This is a genomic window from Candidatus Frankia alpina (assembly GCF_902806485.1).
GTDB classification, from domain to species: domain Bacteria; phylum Actinomycetota; class Actinomycetes; order Frankiales; family Frankiaceae; genus Frankia; species Frankia alpina.
On record NZ_CADCWT010000253.1, the window covers coordinates 1 to 6,166 of the forward strand.

5 protein-coding genes are annotated in these 6,166 nt (G+C 70.3%); all 5 read right to left on the reverse strand.

From position 1 onward, the window contains the following. Positions 1–717, reverse strand: a 717-nt coding sequence (locus G6R25_RS19980; RefSeq protein WP_235949204.1) for an ABC transporter substrate-binding protein, incomplete at its 3' end; no start/stop codon positions are given. Positions 718–885: 168 nt separating this feature from the next. Continuing rightward, positions 886–1,083 carry an ABC transporter substrate-binding protein gene (locus G6R25_RS27990; protein WP_235949206.1) on the reverse strand — a complete coding sequence of 66 codons (198 nt, stop codon included), beginning with the start codon at positions 1,081–1,083 and terminating at the stop codon, positions 886–888. Positions 1,084–1,672: 589 nt separating this feature from the next. Further along, complete coding sequence (locus G6R25_RS19985) at positions 1,673–2,401, reverse strand: ABC transporter ATP-binding protein (protein ID WP_163554169.1); 729 nt, start codon at positions 2,399–2,401, stop codon at positions 1,673–1,675. Beyond that, the gene (locus G6R25_RS19990; protein ID WP_473246920.1) at positions 2,398–5,010 is read right to left on the reverse strand and encodes an ABC transporter permease subunit; all 2,613 of its coding nucleotides are present in this window, start codon (positions 5,008–5,010) and stop codon (positions 2,398–2,400) included. The genes G6R25_RS19985 and G6R25_RS19990 overlap by 4 nt, the downstream gene beginning before the upstream one ends. Positions 5,011–5,479: 469 nt before the next feature. After that, a complete protein-coding gene (locus G6R25_RS19995; protein WP_235949208.1) occupies positions 5,480–6,094 on the reverse strand; it encodes a hotdog family protein in 615 nt (204 codons plus the stop codon). Positions 6,095–6,166 lie beyond the last annotated feature (72 nt).

Below are 6,166 nucleotides of genomic sequence, written 5' to 3' on the forward strand. Positions count from 1 at the left end.
GGCGGCGAACAGGTTGGCCGCGTTGACTGTCCTGACGTCGGTCGCCTTGGTGCCCTTGAGAGTTGCCTCGACGGAGCTGGCCGAGCACAGCGCCTTCAGGCTCGGGATGGCGCTGCCGTCGCAGGAGAACGTCAGCCCGTGACCAGCGGGCATCGTGATGTTCCTGGCCGTCTTCAGGGTGGAGGTCACCGAGGCCGGGGTGACCTCACCGCTGATGCCCTTGAGCGCCCGCGCGAGGCCGAGGACCGTCTGGTAGCCGGTGACCGCGTAGCCGTCGGTCTGCCTCTTCGGGGTGTACCTGGCCATCACCGTGCGGTACAGCTTCGCCTCCGGGTCGTCGGAGTCGGTGTCCGACGGCGTGAACAGGATCGAGCCGTCGAGCTGGCCCGGCGCCGCGTCGTCAACGGTCTTCGACACGCACGGCTGGATCACGAACTTCGGCTGGGTGGCGCCCACGGCCTGGAAGGCCTTGAACACCGAGGTGCAGTGGGTGGCGTCGCCGACGAGCGCGAGCGCGTCCGGCTTCTTGCCGATCGCCGAGGTCACCTGGGAGGTGGCGTCGGCCGAGCCCCGCGGGATGGAGATGACGTCCAGGTCCACGCCGGACTTCTGGAACACCGGCTTGCCCAGCGCGTTCGCCCCGGTGATCGCGGCCGGCACGTCCGTGACGAACAGCGCCACCCGCTTGTAGCCCTTCTCCTTCGCGTAGCTCGCCATCGTGCCCAGCGTGGCGGGGAAGGCCCCGGTCTACGAGAACACACCATCGGTAACGAACTCGGAACCGGCGGTCGCAGTGCCCGTGACGTAGGGGATCTTCGCGCCGGTGATGACCGGCACGAGGGTGTCACCGAAGCCGGTGGTCCCGGTGCCGACCGCGGTGACCTTCTACTCAACCATCTCGTTGGCGCAGGTACGCGCGGAGGCCGCGTCCTCCTGCGACTTGCAGACGACAAGCTGGATCGGCCGCCCGCCGATGCCGCCAAGGTAGTCGTTGGCGTAGGCGACGGCCGCCTGGGCGCCCTCGCGGACCTCGGGCAGAGATATCGCGCTGCCGCCCTCCGCGGTGATGAAACCGATCTTCACCGGCGCGCCCGCCGCCTTCGTACCCGGCGGCAGCGTCGCGGTCGCCGCGGTCGGCCCGGACGAACCGCCCGCGTCGTCGCCGCTGCTCCCGCCGCCACAGGCTGCCGGTAAACAATGCCAGGCCGAGGACTAAGAACGTTGCTCCCGCCCGCACGCCGCGGTGCCCGCCGTGCCAGTACCTGCTCCTCGTGCCCACTGCTCCTCCATCTCACCGTCAGGCCACCCGGTAGGAAGCCGGGTGTCCCCGCCGGTCGCGCGACCCGCTCGATCCCGATTCCGGTCCGTCTTCGCCGGCGGCAACGACCGCAGCCGCCCGAAAGCGCAACAAAAATTACCTAGTAATCTTAGTCATATAGGTTACCAAATTCGTCGAGAGAACGGAGTGGATGACCGCCGCTTCGCGGTAACCAGGCGCTCCCGATAGCGACCCGACCGCGTCCCGTTGATGCACCGGTGGCCGACTCCGGTGAACCCGAGTGCGCCGGTCCCGGCGGCACCCGGACACCGCCATCAAGCGCCGGAATGCATTACCAAATGGTTGGGCGCCGAAAGCAACGCCGGAAATACGGCGAACGCGATTCGCCGGCGCTCAGGCGACCGCCTCTCGAGGGGCGTGCCGCTCGTTGAGATAGGCCCGCTCCAGCAGCTCGCGCTTCGCCCGTAGCTCGGCTGCGGGCCCCGCCAGCACCTCCTCGCCGTGCGCGAGCACGACCGCGTGGTCGGCGATGCCCATGACCAGGTGCACGTGCTGCTCGACGAGCACCACCGCCGCCGACGTGTCGGTGGCCACCGCCCGCACGACCGGCAGGAGCTCCTGCACGACGACCGGGGCGAGGCCCATGCTGAGCTCGTCGATCAGCAGGATGCGTGGACGCTGCACGAACGCCCGTCCGATGGCGAGCATCTGCTGCTCACCGCCGGTGAGCATCCCGGCCCGGACGTCGAGCCGCTTGCGCAACGCCGGGAAGTAGTCCAGCACCTCGTCGACGCTCAGCCCGCCCTTGACTTGCCCGAGCTGGAGATTCTCCCGGGAGGTCAGGGTGGTGAACAGGGACCGGTCGTCCGGCACGAGCACGACGCCGAGCCTGGACAGCGCCCGCGGATTGGCCCGGTTCACGCCCTGCCCATGCACGGTGACCTCGCCGCCGAGCGCGGGCAGCAGCCCGGCGAGCGTCAGCAGGACCGTGGTCTTGCCGGCTCCGTTCGGCCCGAGCAGGGCGACGACCTCACCCTCACGCAGCGTCAGATCGAAACCGCGCACCACCGGCACCCGGTCGTATCCCGCGTTCAGCCCCCGGGTCTGCAGCAAGACGGTCAACCGACGCTCTCCTTCTCCAGCGATGCGGACGGTCCGGGCGCAGGCGCGGGCTGTGGCGAAACGGGGGTGCTGCCGAGGTAGGCCTCGGCGACCGCCGGATGATTCTTGATCTCTTCGGGTGAACCGCTGGCGATCACCGCGCCGAGCGCCAGCACGACGATCCGGTCGCAGACGCCGAGCACGAGGTTCATGTCGTGGTCGACGAGCACAATCGTCACCCCGGTGCGAGCCACCTCACGCAACCGCCCGCCGAGCCAGAGGCTCTCGGTGCTGTCCAGGCCACCGGCCGGTTCGTCGAGCAGGAGCACCCGAGGCCGGCCGGCGAGCGCCCGGGCGATCGAGACCAGTTGGCGGTGGCCCTGCGACAGCTCGCGGACCGGGCGGTCGCGGACCTCGTGCAGTTGCAGCGCGTGATAGAGCCGGTCGAGGTAGTCGGCGTGATCCGCGGGTAGCCGGCCGCCGCCGCTGCGCGCCGCGGCCTCGCCGACGGAGACGTTCTCGGCGACCGAGAGGTCCTCGTACAGCTCGATGCCCTGGAAGGTGCGCCCCGGGCCCTTGCGGATCCGGTGGTGCGGCTTGAGCCCGTCGAGCCGGATGCCTTCGAACTCGACCTCGCCGGTGGCGGCGGTGAACCCGCTGATCGCGTCGATCAGGGTGGTCTTACCGGCGCCGTTGGGGCCGATCAGACCGATCACCTGGCCCCGGCGGAAGCCGAGGCTGACATCCTGCACGGCCCGTACCCCGCCGTACTGCACCCCGATTCCGCGCAGAGTGAGCAGGATCCGCTCGGCGTCCACGGTCGCCGCCACCGCGACGGCAGCGGCCGGTTCGCCGGCGGGGGTGGTCGACGCGGTGGTCGGCGGGGTGGCGTCGACGGTGGGCAGGACCGGCGGCTCGACGCGCAGCCGCTTCGCCCGCTGAGCCGCCCACCAGGCGTGGACGGGGCCGACGGCGCCCTCCGGGTTGAGCAGCACGGACAGGACCAGGGCGAGACCCGTGATGACCTGGTACCAGCTACCGAGATCGACCGCCTTGTCCAGCGCGACGAACAGCAGCCCGCCCGCGCCGATGACGCCGGCGAGCAGCCCGCCGGAGACCGAGGTGATTCCGGCGAGGTAGGCGGTGGCGAACAGCGCCAGCCCACCGACGACGGAGAAGGACTCGGCGTCCACGAGGGTCTGCTGGTAGCCCATCAGCGCACCGCCGAGGCCCGCGATGAACGACCCGATCGCAAAGGCGGCGATCTTGACGCGGGCGACGTCGATGCCGGCGGCCGCCGCCGAGCGCTCGTTGGCGCGCACGGCGAGCATGGCCGCGCCGAGGCGGCTGCGCCGCAGCTCCGCGACAGCCAGCGCGACGCCGATGAGGACCACCAGGCAGAGCAGGCCGAACTGGATGCGGGGGTAGTTCTCGCCCGCGCCGATGCGCAGGTTGAGCCCCCACAGCTTCGGATCGGCCACCTTCGCCCCGGCCGTCCCGCCGTTGACGTCCGGGTTGCGGAACCAGATCGATTCGACCGCCATGCCCAGGGCGAGTGTCACGACGGCGACGGGCAGGCCGCGGATGCGCAACGCGGGCAGGCCGACGACGACACCGATGATCAGCGCGTCGAGCGCGGCGAGCAGCGGTGCGATCGGGAACGGGATGTTCCAGTCGGTCGTCATCCGGCTGACGAGGAAGCCACCCACCCCGGCGAGGGTCAGCTGCGCGAGCGAGACCTGGCCGGCGTACCCGGTGACGACCACCAGCGAGAGCGTGACGATGCCGAGCAGCATCGAGGTGACGACCGCCGCCCGCATCGAGCCCGAGGTGACGACCAGCAGCACGACCGCGGCGGCGGCCGGGATGACGATGTTCAGCAGCCGGTGGCGCGGCCGGGGCGCCTGGCCGAGGTTGGCGCGGATGAGCATGCCGCGGGTCGGCAGCGGCCGACCGCGCAACACCAGGTACGCCAGGATGACGACGAGCGGGACGAGCTGGCCCAGGCCCTGCTGCGGCAGCCAGGAGTGCTGGGACTGCAGGTACTGCAGCTCGGACTGCACCATCCCGATGAGCAGGCCGGCGCCGACGGCGAGGCCCAGGGAGTTGAAGCCGGCCACCAGGGCGGCGGCGAGCGCCGGGACGATGAACAGCGTGTAGGAGACCGGGATGAGCGGCTCGATCGGTGAGATCAGGATGCCGGACAGGCCGGCGACCACGGCGCCGATGGCCCAGTTGGCCAGCGCGATGCGGTCCGGCGACAGGCCGGTGACCAGCGCGCCCTTCTCCGTCTCGGCGGCGGCCCGGGTGGCCAGGCCGAAGCGGGTGAAGCGGAAGACTCCGGCGAGGGCGAGCGCGAGGACGACGATCGTCAGGGCGAACCACAGCTTGTCACCCTGGATGCGCAGGTCGCCGATCGTGTAACTGTCGCTGGGCAGGATCCGCTTCACCGACACGGGCGTCGTGCCGACCCGCTGGGCCAGCAGCGCCTGGAAGACGATGAGCAGACCGATGGAGGCGACGGCCTTGGCGACCGGCGGCGCGGCGCGCAGCCACCGGAACACCAGCACGTAGAGCAGGACTCCGAGCAGCGCGGCGATGACCAGCGAGACGCCCAGGGCGGGCCACAGGCCCCAGTCGGCGTCTTCGGTAAGCCGGGGATCGGCAGCAGCAGCTCGCCCTTGCGCAGGAACGCATACGTGTACGCGGTGTAGAGGGCGATGGCGCCGGTGGCGAAGTTGACCACGCCCGAGCTGCGATAGGTGACCACCAGGCCGAGCGCGAGCGCCCCGAAGACGGCTCCGCTCCCCAGCCCGAGTAGCAGGAAGACGATGTGTTGGGTCATCGCAGGCGATGTCTCCCCTCACCCTCCGTCGGCGCAGCCGCGAAGTGATCGATTGCAGGTGGGTCCGGGCGGGACGGGTCGGCCCTGTCGGCGCGTCTCAACGGGCCCGGTCGACGATTCGTGAGACGTGCAGCACACCGCCATCTTTGTAAACTAGGTGCTCGATCTCGTCAAGCAGCGACCTGCCGCGGCCCCGCCCGAACTAGCTCGCGGTCGGGGCGAGGCTGGGGAAGGACTCGTCTAGGACCCGGCGTTTAGGACCCGGCGTTCGCCTCCGCCGCGATGCGGTCCATCTCGTGGCGGACGATGCCGTCGGGGGAATCGGCTGGCGGGGTCGGTAGGAGGACCTGGCCACCGGTCCGGCTCGGCAGCAGCACCACCGCCTTGGCCGGCGACGTCGTCACCCCCCGCTGGTTCTCCGCCCACACCTCGACCTCGACCTCGTTACGAACCTCGACCCCGTTGCGCCCGGACACCTGCCGCTTGTCCGTCACCCGGCCCTTCAACCAGGTCGTGTCCCCCACGAAGTTGAACCGGCGGTGCTGCACCGAAAGCTTCCACAACCAGCCCGCGTCACCGATCCAGTCGGTGAGCAGATGACACAACCACGTTTCCCGCATGGCGCCGTAGTCGTACGACGTCGGCAACCCCAGCTCCTGCGCCCGCGCCGGTTCCCAGCGCAACCGCTGGACCGTGTCCGGAATATTCAGGGCGTTGGCCGGATACAGCCCCGGGGCCTTCACCCGCACCCGGTGCGCCAACCGGAACGCACCCGGTGGAGTGAGCTGCATCCCCCAGCCCAGGTGCCACACCACCACGTCCGTCGTCGTCAACGGACCCTTCACCTTCGTCGGCAGCTCCGCCCCCACCGTCACATCCTCGAAATATCGCGGTTCCCCAGGGCCGCGCGAAGGTCACTTTCCGTGCTGACTGGTTACTCT